The organism is Vibrio clamense, from assembly GCF_050337905.1.
Taxonomy (GTDB): Bacteria; Pseudomonadota; Gammaproteobacteria; order Enterobacterales; family Vibrionaceae; genus Vibrio; species Vibrio cortegadensis.
In genome coordinates, this window is sequence record NZ_JAKJTJ010000029.1 from 24,844 (window position 1) to 46,221 (window position 21,378).

The following is a 21,378-nucleotide window of genomic DNA, read 5'->3' on the forward strand; positions in this document are numbered from 1 at the left end:
TAATTAGCGTTGCGAATTATTTGGGGAGATTTCCTTTGAAGCTTAGTAGTATTAGTCTTGTGTGTTTTGGTTTGTTAATACCCCTTCACTCAAGTGCACAGACATTAGAGCAGGCTGTAGCAGTTACATTTGCAACCAACCCAGAGATTAAGAGTGCGTTCAATGAATATATGAGCAAACGCTACATCATTGATCAATCAAGTGGCGCGTATAAACCAACTATCGATTTAGACGCTAGTATCGGTTATGAAGGTATAGACTCTGCGAACTCTGCAGATAGAACAGACATGACCCGTAAAGACGCCTCAATTACATTTAACCAACTGATTTGGGATGGTTCAAAAACTCTATACGATATAGATCGTACATCAGCAGACGCAGAATCGGTGCGTTATCAATTGCTGGCTGATGCTCAAAATGCTGCTCTACAAGTTGCTAAAGCGTATCTGGACGTAATTGAGGCACAGGAATTTATTACACTTTCTGAAAACAACCTAAATACGCACGAACGTATTTATACTGATATCAAAAAACGTACACAATCGGGAATTGGCTCAATTGCTGACCTGACTCAAGTTGAAGGGCGTCTAGCAAAGGCTCACAGCAATTTACTAGCGGCACAAAACAACTACAAAGATGCGCAAACCGCATTTATTCGATTAGTGGGCGAAAAACCTCAGGATCTGATCTTTCCACGCGCGGACCAAAACTTTATCTCAAGCAGCTTAGATGAGGCTAAAAATCAAGCTTTTGAAAACCATCCAGTTATCAAAATAGCATTAGCTGATGTTGATTCTGCAAGATTCCAATACCAGCAAACAGACGCTAACTACTTCCCAGTGGTTTCTGTTGAAGCAGCACAAAGTTGGCGTGATGATGCAGGAGGTATTGAAGGTAGCAGCTCTGAAACCACGGCGATGCTTCGTCTCCGTTACAACCTCTACAATGGTGGCAGAGATTCTGCAAACGCTGACAGTATGGCCTACCAACTCAACAAAGCGAAAGATCTACGTGAGCGTGCCTACCGAAGTGTTGAACAAGAACTAGGCCTATCGTGGAGTGCTCTAGAACTGACTGGTAAGCAAAAAACCTTCCTAAGTCAGCATGTTGACTTCATGTCGGACACTGTTATTGCTTACCAAAAACAATACCGCATCGGTAAACGTACCTTGCTTGATTTGCTCAATACTGAAAATGAGTTATTTGAATCACGAAAAAGTTATCTCGAAACTCAGTTCGCTCAACAATACGCTAAATACCGAACTCTAACTTCTACAGGAAAATTACTTGATGCATTGCGCGTCGATATCCCTCAAGAATGGACTCAGCCAGTAGAGTACTAAACACGATGAAAACCAATACCTTAAAATTTCTAGCTTTAACTACAATGAGCCTAAATAGCGCATTTGCAACGGATCAGTTCGATTACATTCCTACTCCAGAAGCCGTTCAGGTCGCTGACCTGCAAGACTTGGACAATGATGGCGTTATCAATGCTCGCGATCTGTGTTCAAATACCCCGCTTGGTGCCGAAGTAGATAATGATGGCTGCGAAACCTACCTAAACAAAGAAGAACAGTATCAACTTAAGATCTTGTTTGCTAATGATTCAGATAGCATTAACTCAGCATTCCAACAAAAGATTACTGAATTGGCCACATTTCTTAAGAAGTACCCTACGGCTTCTATCGAGATACAAGGTTATGCAAGTAAGGTTGGAAGCACTACCTATAACCTTGATTTATCACGTCGCCGAGCAAGCAACGTACGTAATCTATTAATTAAACAGAACATTTCAGAGAAAAGGCTAACTATTGTAGGCTTTGGTGATACTCATTTAGTCAAATTAGGCACGGATGATGTAAGCCACGCTTTAAACCGTCGAGTAACAGCTACCGTTATTGGGCATAAAGGTATGGTCAAAGATGAATGGACTATATTTACTACTTTTCCAAAAGTAGACTAACACCCCAGCCCCTAGTTAATTTTCACTAGTTACTAGGGGCATTTCTCTCCTTCGTATTCAGCGATAAAAATCAAATCTGAATAAACTTTACTCACCWATAACTTTTTAGATAAAAAATCAGAAACTAATAACTAATAACTAATATAYTTATAACTAAGAGAACATAATTATCTTAATAAATTAAGTAAAAACATAAGCCGTTTTAAGAAAATAGTAGTAATATATTTATCTAAAACAGAAATGATACTTTTTAAGTGAATATAGCATGGCTATTCTAAGCCAACTTTAAGGCTATTCCTTATATTAGGTTTTAAATCTAAGTATCCCCTCTTTATCTTTTAAACAAACCGTGGCATAGCAAAATGACCGAAACATGTCTTCGTAGATTGAGTCAGCTACTAAATCATTACAATCACTCTCAGTTGCATCAAGTTAGCTTAGATGATTTGGAAGCCGTCTTTGCCACTTCTAGACGTAATACTTCCAACATCCTCAAGATGCTAGATAACTGTGGTTGGATAAAATGGATACCAGGCCGAGGTCGCGGTAAAGCCAGTACTCTCAAAGTAATGATCTCTATGCATCAAGCCCTGTATCGAACTATCCACCATGAAATTAGTAGCGGTAACTTCGATGCTATTCCCAAATACCTAGAGACGTATAAAGCGGTTGCAGCAAGTGCACTTAGCCAAGCAATGACGGAAGCCGCACAAGAAAATCAAGACGCAAATTCTCTTATCATAAGCCAATATCCTTGGGTTAATGAACTTAACCCATCTGTAACGTATCGCTTTTCAGAGCTCCAAGTCATACGAAGTATTTATGATACCCTGTTCACTATTGATTCTAATAGTCAATTAAGCCCCCACTTAGCCTGTGACTACCAAACTGACGGGAAATTTATCTATATTTGGCTTCGCCCGGATATCCGAAGCCATGATGGCCTTATGCTAGAAGCTCAAGACGTCATCATTGCGCTAGAGCAGTTGGTAGCAACAGACGGCCCTGTAAAAAGATTGTTTCAACAAGTCGTAAAAGTCAGCTTTGATGACACAAGACAAGCTATCTGTATCGAGCTTATTCAGGAGAATCCATTATTCATATTCTGCCTCGCTACTGCTAACGCATCTATCGTATCAAGACGTCACAAAGCTTTTAGTAATCAGAGAAGTGTGGCAATCGGGACAGGCCCATTTAAGCTAGAATACTGGGAAGAAGATAAGATAGTGATGAAAAAACACCATCATTACTTCGCTAAAAAAGCACTGTTGGACCAAATCACCCTCTCCCACCAAGGAGAGGAGCTCGATAAGCATCTCTGTTATAACCAAGACACCGATGATAATGAAAGCTACACGATCCAAGCTTTTTCTTATTTGGCACATAACCGCCGCCCCAGCTGTTCAATTAGCGATCAAACGTGGCAAAGCTTGTTTAAGTTTCTGGAGAGTCGTCGATTTGAATTCGCAGCGCATAGTGACTTGGATGTAATGGATCTAATTGGAGCATCAGAATCAGTGAGCGATATACCAAAGCTTACAGGCACTATTGTCTTGACACATCCAAAATGGACTATCAAATACCTAGAGAGAATGAGTGAGTGGCTTATCGCTTTGATTGGTCAAACTGGCCTAAGAGTAGAGCTAGTAGAATTATCTGATGCTAGTAAACCCCAACTCGTAAAAGAACAAGCGGATTTGCTACTTGTTGAAGACCTTATTGAGCCACCATTACAATACGGTGCATACGAGTGGTTGCTTACAGGGACAGGTATTCGTTTCATCTTTGACACAGATGAGTTTGATCACCACGTCGACGCGGTACACGACGCGATTGCTCAAGGCAGACCTAAGGAACGCTTAATAGAAGTACTCGCCACATTAAGGCATAACGCGAGCATCTTGCCGCTATTTTGGGGCCAAGAACAAGTTACCTGTCAAAAAGGAGTATCTGGTATACAAATACGTAAGTCTGGATACAGTGATTTCTATAAGCTAAGGATAACCCCCTGATAGGCAAACCACTGATGAAAAGTCATATTTCTGTTTTCTTGAGATATCACCACACTCTAAAAAAACAGACAGAACGACGAAGTTTATCTGTCACCATTTTGATCGACTGCTCACTATAAACGGAAAAAGCAATTTTCCGAATATGGTCAATAATCTTGCATCAACTAACGAATCGTTGGTTTAACCATTTGCCATTGAGATAACGCTTTGTTAGCAACATCAATACAATAGCCGTCTTGCCTGTCTAACAGGTCAACCAACTTTAAGTGTGAGCCCGTTTCCTTCCAATCTGCGCTTACTGGACCAGCAAACAACAGCGATAGCAACGATATCAGCCCCAGCGACAATGCAGGGTTCGGTGTTTGATACATTTTGGTGTCCTTCTAATATCGACTTTATAGAGCTGTGATAGATTTGGCGTAATCCAACATTTCGTCAAAATATGGGTTGTAGGTCAGCCTCGCATGAACCTTCCCTTCTTCTTTGTATCCCCAAGCGGAATACCACGGTTCATCACTATTTAAACAAGCTTCATAATCAAGAGGTTCGGTACTGTTACGGCACATTTGGAATTCACCATTAGCGCCATAATAGAAATTGTCTTCACGGTACAACAAGCTCATGTGAGAGAAGTTACTGATACGTTTTGACGGCACACGACTGTCGAAATGAACAACGCGTTTATCTAGCGTATCCGGCTTATCCCCAAACCAAATAAATCGGCTGTTTGCGTTGGTAAACTGTGTTTCAAACAGTTTAAGGACTTCAACAACATTAACGACACTGTCATCTTGAGTGACCGCTAAAAATGCAGGTCTGTCGAATGCCTTTCTTTCGAGGGATTTTTGAACCTCGTAGCTAGTCCAGTAATACTGCGCAAAGCCATTCAAAGGTACGCTATTGTATTTCATTTGATTGTTGTGATTTTGCGGGTCGCCTTGGAACACCCAATCAACAAATAGAGCGCCAGCAGGCGCAAGGAAATCTATATCACTGTCAGATTTAAAGGCCGGAGAAAACAGATACAGAGCCTCTATGCTTGAATTGCTATTTGCATAATCCGTCACTAAATTCGCACCAGTAGAGAACCCGGCTAAAGAGACCTCAAATCCCTCTTCTTGCATAATCTCGACTTGATTTTTAACTGTATTTTCCCAATCAGATATACTAATCGGCACCAAATCGGCGGGACGACTACCATGCCCCGGAAGCAGCACACTGCGCACTAAGTAACCTTCATCGGCGAACTCTTGGGCAACATCGACAAAAGACCAAGGAGAGTCGCCTAGACCATGCACAAAAATGATGCCTTTTTTCAGTGTTTTCGCTTGGTTTGGTGAGATTTCAAAAGGGGTATTATAAGAAAGCTCAGCTGTATGATCGTCTTGCAAAAACACACGATTCTCTTCAAGCCAAGTTTGAACGGTTTGTTGATACTCTAGAAACGAGTCAAACTGTTGCACTGGAAATGCGCTAGTGGACATGTCATAGAGTGGATGATCATATTCCTGCTCGCTGCTAATGCATCCAACAAGCAATAAACCACACACAATAAAAATAAGAGGCTTAAACCTAAATTTCATAAAATAGCGACCTTTTGTACTTAGTTTGAAATGGAAGATGTTGATGAGTTGTTCTGCTTATTACTGGGGATCCGAGACCATACCAGCCACAATAAGCCGCTGGTCACACCTATCGACAATTGGATCACACCAAGGCTTTTAATTAAAGAGCCAGACTCGACAGAAACCAACATCATGCCCATTGCTCCACAAATCATTGACGTAAATTGAATGATTGCAACGGCAGAACCTGTGTCCTTGTCTTGTTGTTCAAGCATGAAATTAGTACCCGGTACTCGCGTTGTAATGGTAGCTAGCGTGGCTAATCCGATCAATGGGGCGAACAAAAAAGCCGAAGTTTCTCCAAGACTAAAAGTAAGTACGCCACACAAAATCAGAAGCATAAAGCAGAAAGAAATAATACGGCTTGCAGACCAGTATTGAGTGATTTTGATGTAAGCCCGAGGTCCAAATGAGGCAAATAGAGCATTTATCGCGAAGATATAACTAAACTCTTGCTCGCTAAAATTAAAGTGCTCCACATAGATGTAAGGACCAGCAGCGACAAACGCCATCATCGACATTGGAGTGAGAGAAAACACTGCCAATAACAACAGAAACCGTGGATTCTTGAGTACGACACCCAGGCGTCCCCAAGATCTCACTACAGATCCGCTATAACGAGATGCCAACGTTTCTGTTAGGCAGAGTGAAAGCACAATCGATAGAAGACCAAAGATACCAAGCACAACAAAAATCATCTGCCAAGTGGCAACCTTAAGCAATAACGCCCCTATAACTAGCGCAACCATAGGCGCAATAACCACCAGCGACATAATGGTTGCCATTACCTTCTCTCGTTCTCTACCATCGTAAAGATCTTTGATAATAGCCACAGCGACAACCGTAACAGCACTACCACCAAACGCTTGAACAATTCGGAAACCAATCAATTGTTCTATGCTACCTGAGTTGGCACATAAGAAACTGGCAACAACGTAAATACTAGCCCCGATCAACAAAATTGGCTTACGACCAAACTTCTCACTGAGAGGTCCCCAAAATAACAACCCGAATGCATAGACAACGAAGTAGCTGCTCAGCGTAAAATTAACCATTGACTGAGTCGTGTCTAACGCTGCCACCATATTAGGAAGAGCGGGTAAATAAAGGTCGGTTGTTAAAGGAGGAAACGCGCTGATCATCACCAAAAAGATCAAAGTACCCGTATTGCCGAGTATGGGTTGTTTGTTTTTCATTACATCACCAAGTAACCGACCTGACACAGCAGGTCAGCATTATGAAATATCAAAACATCCATGTCTTTGAGGACTCAAACACTGCATTTAGCACTTAAAGCTGTCTGAGATAAAAATTGATTTGAAACTAAAAAGGAGCCTGTGGTTAAAAAGAGCTGAGAATCTAAAAACTAGTCGGTTGACCCACTTCAAGCGTAATAAACTCAGAATCTGGTACTTGAGCTTCCTTCTTTGCAACGTCAAGTAACTCAACAGGTTCCAGACGAGACTCCGCCGTCATTTGAAACGTCCCATAGTGCATACCAATCGACTGTTTTGAGTTAAGATCTTGATGAGCTTGCACTGCTTCAAAAGGATCAAGGTGCACCGGCTTGAAAATTTCTCTTGGTGCATACGCGCCAATAGGAATGAAGGCAATATCGACAGGTCCAAACTTCTCATAAGCGTATTTGTAGTGATTGGCATAACCGCTATCGCCTCCAAAATAGATTTTTTGGTCGCCGATATGCATTAAAAAACCGCCCCATAGCGTTGAATTTCTATCGAAGGGAGTTCGACCCGAGTTATGTTGAACTTCTAAAAACCAAAGCTTAAAGATGTCATTAACCTGAACACTCTCTCCCCAATCTAGTTCGGTGGTGTTAACGCTAGAAGGGAGACGTTTTGCCACTCCAAGTCCCACATAGATTTTCGGGTTATCTCGCTTAATGAGGAACGCCAAAGAGTCCAAATCTAAATGGTCATAATGATCATGACTTATCACCATTACATCAATTGGTGGTAAGTTGGCTAGCGCGATCCCCGGTTGGTGCGCCCTTTTGGGACCAGCAAAAGAAACCGGGCTCGATCTTTCTGAAAACACAGGATCGGTCAGTACATTCACCCCTTGGGTTTGAATTAAAAAGGTCGCGTGATTTACCAACGTAATACGAACGTTATCTCCTAGTTCACTAGCAGCAGGCGCTTTATCCTCATTCGTTTCAACAGCGTCAGGCCAATTCGCTTGTTCAACGTCAGAAGTTAAGCCAGCCCAGACAATCTGCCAAAACGTCAGTGTTTTGATATCAGTATTATTTTCAAACTGACCGTTTTTGAAATTAGGTGATGCTTTTCTGGTATCCATCTTGCTCTCTGTACAGGCGGTAATTAAAAGGATGAGACTCACTACCCAAAGGCACTTCATTTCGATTCTCCCGATTACTCAATGTCGCATGCTTGCAGGTAAGGCGCTGCAATCGATTCAAGTTGGTCCCACAACTTCCTAGAACCAGACGCATCACAACCAGGATCCCCCTCCGGTAAGTCAACCAACCCAAACACATTGTGCCAATAACTTCCTCTAGGAAGATCTTGTGTCGCACCAATCAGAGAGGAATGGGCCCCTTGCTCTTCCGACACAAATTGCTTAGTACGAAGCCATGCGAAAAAGCCTTTTTTACTTCCAGCAAAACCACTGGCAACCACTCCGGGATGAACCGCGATTGGATGAATATTGGGGTAACGCTCTGATAACTCCCGCACTTGCCACAAATTTCCCAGCTTGCTTCGTGAATAAGTACTGGATGTGCCATCAAAAGGAATATCAGCCGCACACTCATTTTCCATAATGTAAATATCGCCACTAGTCATTACCAGACGAGCATCGTCAACCAACATGTTTTTCTGCATAAGGAGTCGATAAAGAATGTGATGACCTAACACATTGACTGAAAATGTTTTTTCGTAGCCGGAAGGTGAGATTTCAGCCTTTTTAGACACCAGCCCAGCATTACAAATAACAATGTCGAATGGCGTCTCCCCCAGTTGTTCTACTGCAACGACAATACTCTTGGGATCAGCAAGATCCATATAGATTGATTCGGCATGAAGAATGTCATCCGTCGCATTGGATAAACCTCTCGCCAACGACGTCATCCTAGCACCTTGAGCAAGTAAAGAACGAGTGATGAACTCGCCAATGCCAGCGGTTCCGCCCGTTACAAGTACCCTTTTCCCATCAAGCCTTGGTAACTCAGAGCAAGCATGATGTTTTCTTTTCTGTCCAATAATGCCCGATAACACTCGGCGATGCCTCCCCTTCGGGGGAGGACTTGCAATCAAACTTAGCGACATAGTGATGCTCCTGATGGCCCAACAATAACAAATGACAATTTACAATAAATGTCATTTGTTATATTGTCAACGCACCAATTTGATTTAAGAGCACAATAACTTTTGTGCAAAACGGCAATACTTTTGTATTAAACGACGACCTCGTTTGACTGAGTAGGCGGTAATCGATAGCATCAGACTAATACTGTCGTTATCGAAAGTTCTTATTTTCAAAGCCTTAAATAAGGGTTTAGACACAATTTATTGGTAGTGAATAATGCTTACTAAAGAAAAAATATTAGATGCATCGGAAATCGTTTTACGTAAGTTCGGTCCGAGAAAAACGACCGTTGTTGACGTAGCTCGCGCCCTTGATGTGAGTCACGGCACGGTTTACCGACACTTTGCGACTAAAGCAGAACTGCATGAAGCCATAACATTAAGATGGCTGGATCGTGTCACCGCACCATTAACTGAGATCACAAATAGACCGGAAAGCGCATCACTAAGGCTTCGAGAGTGGTTTGAGGCGTTAACGGCCATTAAGAGAAGCATTTTTATTGGCGAGCCTGAGTTGTTTGAGTCGTATTCATCATTGGCACAACAAACACCAGAGCACGTAAAATCAAAACACATCAACCATCTGTTGCAGCAAGTTGAGTCGATTTTGAATGATGGCGTTACAGAAGGTGTCTTTGAGATTGAGGATTGTGCTATTGCTGCGCGCTGCTTCTTTTTTGGTACCGTGCGCTACCATCACCCACTTCATTCATCAGAATGGAAGAGTGACACCGTTGAACAAGAATTTTCACAGCTTTTTTCTTTGTTAGAGAAAGCCATTTATAAACTCTGATCTCTGGTATTTTTGATAATTAATTTGATGAGAGGGATGACCGTGAAGCGAACACTGTTTCTATGCGGGTTAATCACCAGCCAATTGCTTTCGCTGAATTATGCATTGGCCTCCCCTCAACAAGAGATTGCTCACCTGCTCGCTTTTGTTGAATCAACGCAGTGTAAATATGAACGAAATGGCACAATGCACAACGGACCAGAAGCGGCCGCACATATAAAAAAGAAAGCCGATTATTACGCCGACGATATTAAGTCTGCTGAAGATTTTATCATGTACTCAGCAACAAAAAGCATGTTAAGTGGGCGTCATTACCAAGTTCACTGTAAAGGTAAAGCATCGGTTAGCAGTGAGGCTTGGTTAAAATCCGAACTTGATGATTTTCGGTCTCGTTAACATTTTAGCTTGCTCACTTACTAACTAGTTCCAAACCTGAGTAAAATTGGCAAGCTTTAGGAGCCACCCTTAAATTACTTGTATGCTCGTGTTTCCAACAAAGATGTTATGTCTTTTTTTGAATTCTTCCGAAAGATGCTCAAACCGCTCTGGTGCAACCAAACCTTCTTCACAAATAAGCATGGGTTGAATAAATGCTTTATTCCGAGAATGACCATTAAGGATAAGCTTAATTTACTTTTCAGACGTTTTAGAGTACTGGCACATGAAATGAAATCTTTCACCTGCCTGTTTAAATCACCCACCAAATTTTACTAAAACAAGGCTAAGCAGAAATATCTACCCCTTGGTCCCTAGGCGGTCCCTTTTTGGTCCCCAGAGATTATTTGATGTAGAAAAATCGGAAAAGCAATACGTCAGACACACAAAAACACGCAGATAAGCGTTTCTTTTTAAAGGTTTTTTTGATTGTAAAACAGAAGGGAGCAATTGGAGCGTGCAGCGGGAATCGAACCCGCATCATCAGCTTGGAAGAGTGACACCCACCTGAAAGAAATATAATAAAAACATAGGAATTATAGATACTTACTTTTAATCAACCACTTATATCACAACTTTCTATTTACAACAATAACCATTTAATGTCATCTTATAACGAAGTAGCCTCAAAACAAAGCTAGTAAAAAGCTACTTACGGTACCTTTTTTTAAAAGATGGATTTGGAAATGCCTGTATTTTTATCCGAAAGAAAAAAGAAAAACTTATCTGTAGACATACATCCAGCTTCTCGTGAAGCGTATGAGTTTTACCACTCTCTACAATTGATATTTGATAAAACTCAGCTTAAAGCGGCATCAATAGAATCTCTAGCAAAGACTCAAGTCTACCGTGCAACTTATCTTTCAGATGACCAGATAGGCATAGTTTCAGGCTTCGAACACATAGGATTCTCAATTGAACATTTCTGCTTAAAAGATGCTTTAGTTCTTATTGAAACAGATCTCAGCTTTGAACAAATATCGGAATTTTCTTGGGGCTGCGTACTTAGAATCATTCTTTCTTCTATCGGAGCACAAAACCTTGAACCGATACGCGAAGCATTAAACTTACGTGCACCCCATCCTCTCATACACTCGATATTTCGTAGCGATCATATTACTCAAAAAACACTCTCTCGAATCACAAACTTAAGCGTATCCGGATTAAAGAAGCAGAAAAAAAGAACAAAAAAAGAGCCCACTTCGATTCGAACAAAACCCGCTATTTTTTCCAAGATGAGGGAGGTTTTTAATGACGAATAATCCACAACTCAATGATAAGACAAACGATGAAAAAAGAGCGGCATTCATCGATGATATCTTCTACGGCTCTGATGATAAGAAAAGCGCTATCGCTGACGAAATATTACGCTTATACGCCCTTCTGCCTATCGCATTTCTAGATGAGTTTGATGAAACGTTATGGCTTGTAAAGCAAGCGCAATACCATCAGAAAAAACGAAACACGGTTTCTCTATCCTCGATCAATAAAATACTCCATGACAGAAGGCTCATTAGTAAACAAGAGATCGCTTCTTTCATTACATCATCTTTAACGTTATCTTCGTACAATGCTTTAAAATTTGATCACTATAAAGCACTCGCGCTAGTGATCATTACTCAGCTATATATTCATGGGGATCATCCTGGCCAAATTGAAAATCTGTGCAACGAAATTAGGCAGTACGCTCAAGGACGACGCAAGAAACTCATCCCACTCCTTCCCGAATTAACACGGTACGATTTTTCATCATTGATTGAATACTTTAATGAACTCATTCAAAACAATGACGGTATTGATAAGCAGCAGCACAACCGACTCACTTATTATCGAAATCCAATCCGCTCTAGCTACGAAGGCAGACAAGGGATACATCGAAATGTTGGTACAAGAGAGTTTAAAAATAGTCATGAATTGTCAAAATCTAAAAAACAGCTATTTGATGATGAGCAGGACATATTCACCGCTCAGATCACCGAAATTTCAACACAGAGCAAAAGTAACGATAGTTGGTATTCTGAAGATAACATTCAGCCTGAGCGCTCTCTTTCATTAGTGTCATCAAAACATTTCGTCCGTTATGACCAACACCTAAATGGAATGCGTGCACACGCCATCAACTCTAGTATCATAAAAAATAGCATGGTACTAACGTGCCACATTAGCCATGTTTTGCAATTTGATATTGGGTGTCTTCTTAAAGAGTGTATAGAGCTAATTCGATACAATAACACCAAGTCTGAAGTCGCCACAACGTTGCTGTTGATGCTATTTACTGGTAACTCGTTCAGTGAAATAAAACAATGGAAAGCGGCAAAATCACCGGAAACTGATCACATTATTGGTATAAAAAGAGAATTTAAATTACCGTCAATTAAAAAGCTTGATAATGACTTAACCTTTCTCCTTAAAGATTTTCAGTCAGAGTATTGCCTCCCACTCCCCCTCAACTTGATAAGCAGTCTTAAAAATTTTAACTTTAATTCAATCAACGATAATGACATTAAGTGCTTATTATCCGAYATAAAGGCAAAGCACCAATTATCATTAAACGTATCATCGATTTCTCAATATATGAAACAAACCCTCATCGCCGAAAATACGGATATTTGTATCATTGAATTAATCACTGGTAACGATCCTCAAAATGAATCCGCTCGGTATTATACAAAAATCAGCCAAAATGAGCTTCTAGATTCCTACACTCAATATTGTCAACATTTAAACATGTTAAGCCAATCTGATTATTTGCTCGACCGTTATGAAATCCGTAATAATGGATTTCTTGGCTCTCCTTTCTATATTGACAAAAAAAGACTCCAATGGATGTTTCAACAATTCAACACTTACTTTAGGCAAACTACTCAAGAGCCTAAAGGTTATTTTTCCGAACCCTACCATAATATGCTTGTACTTGAGCTACAGATGATTTTGGGGCTCAGCTCTGGGTACCGCCCAGTCAATGATTGGTTCGGCACTTTAAACGATATTCATCTCACGACAGGTGAGTATCGTATTGCAGATAAAGAGCGAGGTTCAGTTTATGGAGGACGGGTCGTAATACTGCCGCCAATCGCCATAAACAGAATTCGTGCTTATCTTCAATATTGTGAAAGAGCTGAGTTACATTACAACGTCAGTTCTCCCACTTTAAGCCTTCGCTATCGCGAGGCAAGACAAGGTAAATCTGCTTTTTGTTTTTATATTCGCAAAAACAAAATTGACATGTGTACTCCTTCTTCGTATGCGGAACAAATCGACATGATTTTTCCTTTACAGCCCAATTGGACTCGGCATTACTTAAGATCTTATCTGTATTCACAAGGGATATCAGATGAACTCATCGCCGCGTGGTTAGGGCATAAATACGCGAATCAACGGCCATTCGGTCAATTTAGCCAATTTAAAAGAAGCGAACTGATCGCTATTTCAGAATGTTTACAATTGCATTTAACGACACTTTTAGGGAAAAGCAATGGACAAACAGGCAGAAGAAGAGCGTCGACATAGAAGACGTATCAAACATATTGAAAAGGTAAAACTAAAAGCGGATGAACTTTTTCATCAAGCCTTTTTCGCACCATGCACGATAAATTCAGATGAAATATTCATTGAGGTCTGGGAAAAGTTTGAGGCGTCATTACTCAATACCTTTGGTCAACAAAAAGATTTTCGGCAAGCCTTTAAACGCGGTGAACATTTACTGCGTCATTGTCAGAAACAATTTAATAGACCTTATTTTCCACCGACGACCATCGTTACCAATAGAGAACCAAAACAGACACGAGACAGCCAATGGTTGAGTTACTCATGGGACATCTACGACTCCTACGAGGTGTGGCGTCAAAATCTAAGCACGGATACGTCTGATCCAAATCTAAGGTATAAAAGCCTACTGTTATCACTCATATTTGAATCTGGTCAGTTTAACATTGATGTGATCAAGGCATTCAACAAAAAAATTGCTCAAAGTGAGCCGTTGCTTCTCTCTCGCTTCAGTTGTTATACCTGTCTACCACTGATATTAGAGAGTAATAGCATCAATACAAACACCGACATCAATGGTGACAGGGTCACAGAATATCAGTGTTACTTATCAATACACACCCTCGCACAATTGCATCTGTGGAATAAAACGTCGAAAAATCAATGGAAAGCACCGGTACGATCTGACCTCATTTACAAACGATTGAACGATAACTTTTCTTCGTCAGATAGCCTACCATCTAAGTTCCGTGCTTTTTGCAGTTGCGCAGCCAGTTGGTATGAGAGGAATAGGAACCCACATGTAAGCCAAGCATTAATTGAATTTCGAACGGGTCGTACCTCATCGTATTCATTGCCATCCAATAATCTGCAACAAATCATTCAACCACAAGTCAGTATGCCAAAAGCGACATCATTCGGTGATTTTCACCTTCAGATAGAGCAGCCCCGAGCCACACCGCATGAAAGAACAATCAACTTAATAAGTAATGCCAATCTCGCCAGTTTTTATTCAATGATGAGAGCACCGTTTAAGATAACGTCGGGTCAAAAGCTCAGCCCAACCGAATTGTCTACAGCATTACGCTCTATCACCGAGATTTATCCGCTTGAGAACTGGCAGTCTTGTTTCATTGGCTGGCTACAATTCAAGCTTTTAAGTTGCCAACCATCGACCATCAATAGCTACAAGAATACATTACTTAAAGATTGGGTGTACATGAACACTGAACATACGCTCACTCATGACCTCACGCCAGTTGAACTAGAAGAGGTTTACCAGCAACAAATCGATCGCCGTAAAAGTGAGAAATCAAGAAAAAACTTTTCAGCACGTTTAAAAGATCTGCATAGCTTCGCGTGTTCTTATTTGACATTACCGACACTTGGCGATGAATTCTTCCATCATGATGCCACTCAAGAACACACCAGAGCAGGTATTATTGATGAAGTGCTATTTCGAGCATTATTGGAGCACATTCATTCGCTCACCGATATCAATACTCTTGATAAACTGGCACTGCAGTCTATCTGTATTTTATCGTATCGTTGTGGATTGAGAATGAATGAGCTGTATAAAATACAAATGAGAAATATCAGCCATTGCGATGAGGTATGGATCGACATTCGCCCCAATGCGTTTGGGGACAACAAAACTGCAAGTAGCTTACGTAGACTACCTATATTGCCTCTTTTACTGAATGATGAAAAAGCCATCTTTGATTCCTATCTACAACATAAACGCAGTACCACCAAAAATCGAGCATCTCCATTTCTGACTATTGGCGAAAACACCACGAAGCCATTTGATAAGTCAGCCGTTTCCAATTATGTCGGGAGCTTTCTCAGAGTCGCCTCTGGCTTAGAGCACTTTGTTTTCTACCACCTGAGACATTCATGTTTGAGTCGCTTACAAGTCATGCTCGAACTCCCATCACCAAGTGAAGTTTTACCTCATTTTTATCCATACGATAAGAAGCAACACGATGATATTCGTACTTTGCTATTTAAAAATTCGTCATTAAAGGGGTATTGGGAAATTGCTGCATTCGCAGGACACGAAGATCCTACCGTCACATTTGCCCATTATTTTCATCTCAGTGATTTACTCGCGGCCCCCCAAAAGACGGAATACCTTAAACCTATTGATTCAAGTGATGCAATTAAGAGTGGTGTGTTTACACATGACCGATATTGGATGATGCATAAAAAACATCAACAAAAAGTCATATTAGCCCATGGATTAAAGCCATTATTTAAGAAACTGAATGTGAAAGCGTTAGTGTCTAATAGCGCAATACATATTAACGCATCCACAACGAGCTTAATTCCGAAACCTCAAGATACATTATCGATCGAATTATGTTACCAAGTGTTAGATGCCATTGCTTGCGGCCACTCTATTGATAACATGGCGTTCGAGTATCGGCTAAACTCCGAGATCATTGAACAGTGGTTCACTAATGCTCAATACATCAAATCATTACGAGTCAGTTCAGCCAACGCCAATAGTAATCAAAGTCGAATATTCAGTAAAAATCGTCAACACTCGCTCGCCCCTGGCCGCTTAAAAACACAAAAAGAAAAGGAGTATGCTCAAAAGTTCAATATAAAACTAAGGCCGCATTATCGAGCTCACCGTGAGCAATTTATTGAACAGATGAAATATTGTTTACATCACTGCTCCGTCAGTCATTCTGGGGTGTATTTTAACCACCCAGATAAGCTACTGCGCTTCTTAGAAGCGTTTAAATTTGCGATCCCAAATAGCCATTGGCGTGTTGTCACCTATTACATGGCATCAAGTTCTTTGAAAGAGGAGTGGATGCTCGCTTGCAAAGGGTTAAAGGTGATCACTGAGGAGGAGGGTAAAACCACGGGAAGATCTGGCCATGGCTCAGTCAGGCTAGAGTTAATTAGCCCAAATGAAAAAAACATCTTAGACAAAAAACATCTTAGTAAGTACTCATCTCATCTACTGACTTATTTAATGTTCTTTACTTTTGTGATGGTCACAAAAATGTAAACGGTGATTAAACCACACATACCAATAGCAATATCTCTTTGTCATAGTGCCTTTTTACGAAGGCACTATGAATCAAGAAGAAAAACGTAACCTCTGGCTTCAAGTTCTTGAAATAACTGAAACATAGCTCATTATCTATAAAGCCGTATTTCACCGAATAGTCGATTAGTTATCAAACTTTTCAAAACTGGTCTAAAAAATTGAACTCGGCGGATACTGCTCCAACAATTCACCCACAGTGTTTGAGTAAGCGACCAATGATATCGTTATCCAATCATTTCGAGCCGAACGGCCCACTAGTATGGGTGCTGCTCAAATCGGTATTGCCAACCTTTCTGAATTTGGCGTCGAAACGCAACTCACAACGCTTTGCCCTGAACTTTGGATACAACTCACCCTATCCCACGATACAAATGATCGTTCACAGAAAATTCGATAGTGCTTGTCAGGTCGAAACAAGTTATTCACTACAAGGTAGAGCAAGGGCTCGAGAGCGATTACAGGGCCAGTCTAGAGTGATCGACCCAGCGACTTAGGATTAGGTATTGGTTTTTGGTGGGGAGTTAAGAGAACACGTTTGAAACTCTCCAAATGGTTCGACGAAACCAACCAGCTTGTTCCGTTGATAAGGCCGAAAAGCCTCCTCCTTCATTTTTTGTAATTTTGACCATTGAAGCTACCCATATACCCACATCTTCTACCTTATAATCAGTATGACCGTCAACGATATTAGAAAGATCTATATTGTAGATTAAACTCTTTCCTTTTGGTTCGATGGCTTCCAAACCTATTGGTGTATTATTGAATAATGTTCCCATTCGATACAGATATCGTAAAACAAGGTCATTTTCTGAGTAGCAGTTAGTGATAAGTGTATCGGGATGGACCTCTAATATTTTACTCCGGCTTTCTGATTTTGATATGGCTCCACCAAACAATAAAGCTGAGTGTACGCTTTCATTTCGAGTGATCCCGGAAAGAGCATGGTATGAGACCCTAGCTCCGAGTGAATGCCCCATGAAAACATATTTCCCATCACCATGGTTAATGTAATTTGCAAGCCATTCACCATCCTCTCTAGTCTTTTTTAAGGACCTTTTCCACTCCACTGCAAATTATTTTACAGCATCAGCAGGAAGTGTGACTCATTTTTTCATAAGGACCGTTATAAATGATTTACCTAGAACTTTTGTCAAAATTCTTTTTACGCTGCTACTAGGCTAAGTAAAGTGAACTACTTTATTTTCAGGGTATAATTCATCAACAACACTAAGCCAGTCGTTAACATCTTTTGTTGATTCATTTAAAAAGCCATTTATAACTACTATAGTCGGGTCTACACCGTCCCTAACGAGTTTTATTTCCAATTAATTTATCTCCACTCTAAACATGGAACCCCTTTTCTCTGGGCATCCTACCGAATTTGTAACTAAATTAAACACATATCAACACTATGATACTGATAATTATGGAGTTAATCATGCTCAAAATAACCAATCTTCAACAACTATCTACCCTCCCAGTCACTACCACCCTACAAAAACAAGTCAAAGCCATACTCACCGAACCATTTTATAATGAAACGGAAAACCAACAAGCTTGGGATGAACTGCAATGTGAACTCTGGTTTCTCACCTCATTTAATGACCGATCCAGCCTTAATCCATTTGTTTTGACTTACCTGAAGATTACAAAAGCAACTCTAGATATGATGCTTGTGACACACGAGATTTACCAATACAGCTCAACATAAGCAATCGATCTCACCAGTCTAAAATAGGAACCACTTTTCGGAAATTCAGAAACGGAAATGTATTGTGCTAGACAGCTTTAGAAGCGGCGTTATAGTTGCAATAAATGCACCTGAAAGATACTATTATCAATAGTATTAATCTATTGCCATTGATAATAAAATAATCCTAGGGATAAGAATGTGGGTATTTGATTTTAAAGCAGATATACAATTACACAACCTGCATACCAATGAATATTGCAGGCTCGACAATACCGAAAGTAAACTGCTTACCCTATTACTTATTCATCAGAATAAGATTGTGACCAAAACTGAAATCTTTGCATACATTTGGCCAAACAAAATTGTTTCCGAAGCCAGTATCACGCAAGCAATAAAGAAGTTAAGGCTCTCATTAAGTGACTGCGCTCGAGAACAAATTATCATAAGAACCATACCTAAATTAGGTTATGCCTTAATGCCAAACAATGTTAAATTTGTAACAGATGAGGCCATAGATATGCACAATGTGATGATATCATCTTCAATAAATTGGTCAGCCGTAATCTGCTCTACTTCTCTATTCCTCCTAAATATCATATTTTTCTATTTTTTGTTTGTACCTTCTAACAGTACTAAAACTGTAAGGTTAGAATCATTTACCATAAAGAGTAACAGCTTCCAAGTTAAGAAAAATGATCGAGCAAGTAGGCTGTTGGTCGAGGCCATCGCCCAAGACAATCATATAAACAACGTTAATTTTTACATAACGTCCAATCAGAGTCGACTTTACATTGCTTGCTACAAAAAAATCCCAAATAATAACCAACAAAGAAGTTATAATTTTTCTATTGATATAAATCGCATTAACGAGGATATTGACAATGAAGTATTGGAAAAGTGTCAATAAAATCCTAACAATTTCGAGCATGTTGCTTGTTATTACGTTACTGATACAGTTCTTCCTCGCTATCTACCTTACACCTAGTTTTGTCAGGAAACCGGATACTGTCATTAATAAAGTCATCCTTACTTATGGTGAAGATAAACAAGATTACCGCTATAGAGAAATTGAGTATAGATTAGTACCATTTTGGCTTAATCGATATGAACTACTTGCTCATATTCGTTTTGACAATGGTGAATCGCTAAAAACGCAATTTCTAATGACATTCTGGCCCTTCGACGAATATTCAATAAAATTTATTAATCAACTTGTGGATGCAAAACAGACTAAGTTTTTTGATAGACCAGAACAACATATTCTATTTGATGGCGGGGACGAAGACTTTCAAGTAATACCAAGCGATACTAGGCAATACTGCTACGTTCAATTATCTAACCAGGCCATTCAGTGCGTTGATATAAATAGCCAAGATCGAAGCAAAAAATAGCATCGTGCCTTGCTAGTACAATTCAGCTCAATTTTTTACTTTGTAATACTGTTATGATTACACCATAATTAGGTGTTAATTCCTCGTACCCGACTTATCTCGAATGAGAACATTAAAGGATAAATACATGTGGGTATTTGACCCAACCGCTCGAAGACAACTATCACATCCGAGCCAAGAAAAAAGCAAGAAGCTCAAATCCACTGAAAGCAAAATTCTACAGCTGTTGCTTGTCAATCAAGGAAACGTAGTTTCTAAACAAACCCTTTTACAAGAAGTATGGGGAAATCGAATTGTCTCTGCCTCTAGTATTACCCAATCAATTGCACAAATACGTTTGGCTCTTGGTGACAACGGTAAAGAGCAGCGTTATATCAAAACCATCCCAAAACAAGGCTATATGCTTGCAGCTGGTAGGATTAAATTCTCACAGCAGTATTCAACTACGAGCGAAACAAAGCCCAGTAGTGAGCATAAGAAAAAGAGTAAACAACTAGCACAAAAGTCCTCGTTGACACCTGTAAACAGGTCATATCCAAATAAACTAATCCAGTACTCACTTGCTTTTTTCTTATCAATCGGAATTATTTCAATCTCCTATTGGCTGGTCTCAATCTATCTTCATTCCCTGAGTGTAAGGACAAAAGAATGGCTAAATGTTGAAGTGGCTGGTATTAACTATTATTACGAATCTAGCCCAAGTGGCACTAAGCTTTTTGAAACCATTTCAGACGAATATCAAAATAATATAGGCAAAATTTTCCTGTCTAAAAATCCAGAACAGATATACGTATCTTGTATCTATGAAACTGCAAAGTATAGTGAAATCAGCTCCGCTAACTTGAGTTTCTCCAACCAATATACAACTCAACAAATCAAAGAGGCAATTCGTGAACAGTGCCAATAAATTAAACACTTTATTAGCTACATTGCTCGCTAGCTTGATATTACTACTTGTATATTTAAATAATATTTTCCACCCACCATTTCTTGAAGGAAAAAGTAACACCTTGCTGTTTGGCCATGGCGTCACTTATAGCGAATCGGGGACCGAAAAGTATCGAGAATTTCACACTCTTGATCATAAATGGAGCGGTATACACCAACTGAGTACGACATATGGTACCAAAGATGACTCTGGAAGTTTAAACGTTTCCTCTTCAGTATATTTTTGGACTTCTAGCCTATTTTCAACCAGTAACACTGTATACAGCGAGGACTACAAAACGAGCGTTGAACCAGATACCACTCAAGCACACCTTATTTTAGAAACGGCAGAGCAGTACTTTCAAACCATCTATCAAGATACTAATAATTTTTGTTACTCAAGCCTACTCACGGGCAGCATTCAATGCGTCACAGCCGATCAATAATAGAGTAATTACTCTATAAGTCCCAACATATTTAGTTATAACGAAAAATTAAGATATATAATTATCATAAAATCAGCAACTTAAACCCAAACACCTTTAGATTAACACTTTCAACACAAAAGGTAATTATCACATAAGTTCATTAGCTTCCCTCCCCAATGAGACATAGTATAAGGGAATATTCGCTACA

General features: G+C 40.0%; 19 protein-coding genes and 1 pseudogene. 14 read left to right on the forward strand and 6 right to left on the reverse strand.

Going from position 1 to position 21,378, the window contains the following annotated elements:
• Positions 1 to 35: 35 nt before the first annotated feature.
• The 3 genes from L4C39_RS16355 (at position 36) to L4C39_RS16365 (ending at position 3,978) form a co-directional block, all read left to right on the forward strand.
• On the forward strand, positions 36 to 1,343 hold the full coding sequence (locus L4C39_RS16355) for a TolC family outer membrane protein (protein WP_113795471.1): 1,308 nt from the start codon (positions 36 to 38) through the stop codon (positions 1,341 to 1,343).
• Between the two features lie 5 nt (positions 1,344 to 1,348).
• Positions 1,349 to 1,966, forward strand: a complete 618-nt coding sequence (locus tag L4C39_RS16360) for an OmpA family protein (protein ID WP_171757461.1) — start codon at positions 1,349 to 1,351, stop codon at positions 1,964 to 1,966.
• A gap of 362 nt (positions 1,967 to 2,328) precedes the next feature.
• Complete coding sequence (locus L4C39_RS16365; protein WP_429746957.1) at positions 2,329 to 3,978, forward strand: ABC transporter substrate-binding protein; 1,650 nt, start codon at positions 2,329 to 2,331, stop codon at positions 3,976 to 3,978.
• Between the two features lie 164 nt (positions 3,979 to 4,142).
• On the opposite strand, the gene L4C39_RS16370 is transcribed toward L4C39_RS16365, so the two are convergent.
• The 5 genes from L4C39_RS16370 to L4C39_RS16390 form a co-directional block, all read right to left on the reverse strand.
• Positions 4,143 to 4,349, reverse strand: coding sequence for a hypothetical protein (locus tag L4C39_RS16370; RefSeq protein WP_113795468.1), 207 nt, complete (start codon positions 4,347 to 4,349; stop codon positions 4,143 to 4,145).
• Between the two features lie 24 nt (positions 4,350 to 4,373).
• On the reverse strand, positions 4,374 to 5,561 hold the full coding sequence (locus L4C39_RS16375; RefSeq protein WP_429746959.1) for an alpha/beta hydrolase: 1,188 nt from the start codon (positions 5,559 to 5,561) through the stop codon (positions 4,374 to 4,376).
• Positions 5,562 to 5,581: 20 nt separating this feature from the next.
• A complete protein-coding gene (locus L4C39_RS16380; protein WP_429746961.1) occupies positions 5,582 to 6,799 on the reverse strand; it encodes a multidrug effflux MFS transporter in 1,218 nt (405 codons plus the stop codon).
• Between the two features lie 163 nt (positions 6,800 to 6,962).
• Positions 6,963 to 7,922 carry an MBL fold metallo-hydrolase gene (locus L4C39_RS16385; RefSeq protein WP_429746963.1) on the reverse strand — a complete coding sequence of 320 codons (960 nt, stop codon included), beginning with the start codon at positions 7,920 to 7,922 and terminating at the stop codon, positions 6,963 to 6,965.
• Between the two features lie 74 nt (positions 7,923 to 7,996).
• On the reverse strand, positions 7,997 to 8,911 hold the full coding sequence (locus L4C39_RS16390; protein WP_429746965.1) for an SDR family NAD(P)-dependent oxidoreductase: 915 nt from the start codon (positions 8,909 to 8,911) through the stop codon (positions 7,997 to 7,999).
• 256 nt (positions 8,912 to 9,167) lie between these two features.
• On the opposite strand from L4C39_RS16390, the gene L4C39_RS16395 reads away from it, so the two are divergent.
• The 6 genes from L4C39_RS16395 to L4C39_RS16420 all read left to right on the forward strand — a co-directional run bounded on the left by L4C39_RS16395 (position 9,168) and on the right by L4C39_RS16420 (position 17,128).
• Positions 9,168 to 9,743: a TetR/AcrR family transcriptional regulator gene (locus L4C39_RS16395; RefSeq protein ID WP_429746967.1), complete on the forward strand. Its 576-nt coding sequence runs from the start codon at positions 9,168 to 9,170 to the stop codon at positions 9,741 to 9,743.
• A 36-nt stretch (positions 9,744 to 9,779) separates the two neighbouring features.
• Positions 9,780 to 10,139 carry a DUF5329 family protein gene (locus L4C39_RS16400; protein WP_429746969.1) on the forward strand — a complete coding sequence of 120 codons (360 nt, stop codon included), beginning with the start codon at positions 9,780 to 9,782 and terminating at the stop codon, positions 10,137 to 10,139.
• A gap of 725 nt (positions 10,140 to 10,864) precedes the next feature.
• Positions 10,865 to 11,440 carry a hypothetical protein gene (locus tag L4C39_RS16405; RefSeq protein ID WP_429746971.1) on the forward strand — a complete coding sequence of 192 codons (576 nt, stop codon included), beginning with the start codon at positions 10,865 to 10,867 and terminating at the stop codon, positions 11,438 to 11,440.
• Positions 11,430 to 13,688, forward strand: a complete 2,259-nt coding sequence (locus tag L4C39_RS16410) for a site-specific integrase (RefSeq protein WP_429746973.1) — start codon at positions 11,430 to 11,432, stop codon at positions 13,686 to 13,688. The genes L4C39_RS16405 and L4C39_RS16410 overlap by 11 nt, the downstream gene beginning before the upstream one ends.
• A complete protein-coding gene (locus L4C39_RS16415) occupies positions 13,654 to 16,689 on the forward strand; it encodes a hypothetical protein (RefSeq protein WP_429746975.1) in 3,036 nt (1,011 codons plus the stop codon). Before L4C39_RS16410 ends, L4C39_RS16415 begins: the two co-directional genes overlap by 35 nt.
• 301 nt (positions 16,690 to 16,990) lie before the next feature.
• Positions 16,991 to 17,128 (forward strand): hypothetical protein, encoded by a 138-nt coding sequence (locus L4C39_RS16420; protein WP_017051770.1) that lies wholly within the window; start codon positions 16,991 to 16,993, stop codon positions 17,126 to 17,128.
• A gap of 124 nt (positions 17,129 to 17,252) precedes the next feature.
• Here the strand turns inward: L4C39_RS16420 and L4C39_RS16425 are convergent, their stop codons facing one another.
• Complete coding sequence (locus tag L4C39_RS16425; protein WP_429746977.1) at positions 17,253 to 17,798, reverse strand: DUF726 domain-containing protein; 546 nt, start codon at positions 17,796 to 17,798, stop codon at positions 17,253 to 17,255.
• Between the two features lie 371 nt (positions 17,799 to 18,169).
• On the opposite strand from L4C39_RS16425, the pseudogene L4C39_RS16430 reads away from it, so the two are divergent.
• The 5 genes and pseudogenes from L4C39_RS16430 to L4C39_RS16450 form a co-directional block, all read left to right on the forward strand.
• Positions 18,170 to 18,394: pseudogene (locus L4C39_RS16430) on the forward strand (hypothetical protein); the annotation flags it as partial.
• A gap of 226 nt (positions 18,395 to 18,620) precedes the next feature.
• A complete protein-coding gene (locus tag L4C39_RS16435; protein ID WP_371731258.1) occupies positions 18,621 to 19,331 on the forward strand; it encodes a winged helix-turn-helix domain-containing protein in 711 nt (236 codons plus the stop codon).
• Positions 19,306 to 19,815, forward strand: coding sequence for a hypothetical protein (locus tag L4C39_RS16440; protein ID WP_171757468.1), 510 nt, complete (start codon positions 19,306 to 19,308; stop codon positions 19,813 to 19,815). Before L4C39_RS16435 ends, L4C39_RS16440 begins: the two co-directional genes overlap by 26 nt.
• 127 nt (positions 19,816 to 19,942) lie before the next feature.
• Complete coding sequence (locus L4C39_RS16445) at positions 19,943 to 20,722, forward strand: winged helix-turn-helix domain-containing protein (RefSeq protein WP_171757469.1); 780 nt, start codon at positions 19,943 to 19,945, stop codon at positions 20,720 to 20,722.
• Entirely contained in the window at positions 20,706 to 21,188 is a 483-nt protein-coding gene (locus L4C39_RS16450) for a hypothetical protein (RefSeq protein ID WP_429746980.1), read from the forward strand. The genes L4C39_RS16445 and L4C39_RS16450 overlap by 17 nt, the downstream gene beginning before the upstream one ends.
• Positions 21,189 to 21,378: the final 190 nt, after the last annotated feature.